Genomic DNA, 1849 nt, shown 5'->3' on the forward strand with positions numbered 1-1849 from the left:
TGGCGCGACGGCTCGCTGCCGCCCGCGGTGCGCGAACGGCTGGCGCCGCCCTAGAATCCTGCCCCGCCGCCAGCGCGTGGCGGACGACCTTCTTCATCAGCGTCGGCAGGGCATGGTCGCCGAGGCGCGCCACCTCCGACCAGGTGCCGAGCGCCGGGTCGGCGCCTCCGATGCGCGCCGCGAACAGGCGGAGTTCCAGGCCGAAGTGGGTGAAGCCGTGCGCGACCGTGCCGGCGAGCGGACGCCAGTCCGCCGCCACCGGTGCGGCCGTCACCGCCTCCGCCGCCTCCCAGGGACGGTCGCGGAAGGGTCCGGTCGGCACCTCCATCATTCCCCCCAGCAGGCCCTCGGCGGGTCGCCGGCGCAGCAGGACCCGGCCGTCGGATGCCGTCAACCAGTAGGCGACGCCATGGCGCCGCGGCCGCTCCGGCTTCGGCGACTTCGCCGGCAGCGCGCCGGCGACGCCCTCGGCCGATGCGCGGCAGGCGGACTCGAGCGGGCAGATCATGCAGCGCGGCTGCCGCGGCGTGCAGACCGTGGCGCCCAGGTCCATCATCGCCTGCGCGAAGTCGCCCGGCCGGCCGGGCGGCGTCAGGGTCGCGGTGGCGGCGCGGATGGCGGGCCTGGCCGCCGGCAGCGGCGTGCGGATCGCGAAGAGCCGGGCGACCACGCGCTCGACGTTGGCGTCGACCACCGTCGCCGGGCGGTCGAAGGCGATCGCCGCGACCGCGGCCGCGATATAGGGGCCGACGCCGGGCAGGGCGCGCAGGCCCTCCTCGGTGTCGGGGAAGCGGCCGCCGGCGGCGGCGACGACGCCGGCCGCCCGGTGCAGGTTGCGCGCCCGTGCGTAGTAGCCGAAGCCCTGCCAGGCATGCAGCACCTCGTCGATCGGCGCCGCCGCCAGCGCCTCGACCGTCGGGAAACGGGCGAGGAAGCCGGCGAAGGCGTTGGCGACGGCGGCCGCCGTCGTCTGTTGCAGCATGACCTCGCTGACCCAGACGCGGTAGGGATCGGCGCCGGCGCCGGGCAGCGCCCGCCACGGCAGGACGCGGCGATGGCGGTCGTACCAGTCGAGGAGAAGGCGCGCGACGTCGGTCGGCGCGGGCGCGGTCGGCATCAGGGCGGACTATACTCGCGCCATGTTCGCAGACCGCCAGGGATTCGCCGGCCGATGAAGGACGCGCGCAGCGCCGCCGGGCTGGCGCCGGTCGGCCGCATGGTGACCGGTGTCGCCCGCCCCGTCTTCGCCCGCTACGGCTTCGCCGTGGCGGCGATCCTGACCGATTGGCGGGCCATCGTCGGGGTGCCGCTCGCCGACCACACGCAGCCCGAGCGCCTCGCCTTCGCCAAGGGCCAGCGTCGCGACGGAACCCTGCACCTGCGCGTCGAGTCGGCCTGGGCGCTCGAGGTCCAGCACCTGTCGCACCGCATCGTCGAGCGCATCAACGCCCATTTCGGCTTCCGCGCGGTCGCCCGGATCGCGCTCCGCCACGCCGTCCTGTCGGCGCGACCGAAGGCCCCGCCGGCGTCGCCCTCGCCCTCGCCCTCGCCGCCGCCGTCCGAAGGTGCCTCGGAGCTCGAGACGGCACTGGCGGCGCTCGGCGCGGCGATGGCGCGGCGAGCCCGGGAAACCGGCGGCTGAAGCGCCGTCGGTTGCCTCGATCCGGGGGGCGACTTATATTCCCGACCCAACATCTCGTGGATCGGAGGCGGCTTTGGCGCGATTTGCAGTGGTCCTGCGGCTCTGGGTGCTGGCGCTGGCGCTGGCCCTGCCGGTCGCCGCAGCGCATGCCCAGGCGCCGACGGTCGACGCCATGATGGCGGACCGGGTCATCGGCAAGCCGGACGC

General features: G+C 75.7%; 2 protein-coding genes. One reads left to right on the plus strand and one right to left on the minus strand.

The window, feature by feature from the left end:
• A partial coding sequence (mutY, locus tag ACE3Q3_RS24255; RefSeq protein WP_374450421.1) for an A/G-specific adenine glycosylase occupies nt 1-1117 on the minus strand: 1117 nt, incomplete at its 3' end.
• A gap of 54 nt (nt 1118-1171) precedes the next feature.
• Between mutY and ACE3Q3_RS24260 the strand changes: the two genes are divergently transcribed.
• On the plus strand, nt 1172-1642 hold the full coding sequence (locus ACE3Q3_RS24260) for a DUF721 domain-containing protein (RefSeq protein WP_374450423.1): 471 nt from the start codon (nt 1172-1174) through the stop codon (nt 1640-1642).
• The last annotated feature ends 207 nt before the right edge of the window (nt 1643-1849 follow it).

Origin of the sequence: Allostella sp., from assembly GCF_041913585.1 — a bacterium.
GTDB lineage: Bacteria > Pseudomonadota > Alphaproteobacteria > ATCC43930 > Allostellaceae > Allostella.

Excerpts from the sequence above, each read along its gene's own strand:
- ACE3Q3_RS24260 (WP_374450423.1), top strand. The coding sequence starts at position 1,172 with ATGAAGGACGCGCGCAGCGCCGCCGGGCTGGCGCCGGTCGGCCGCATG.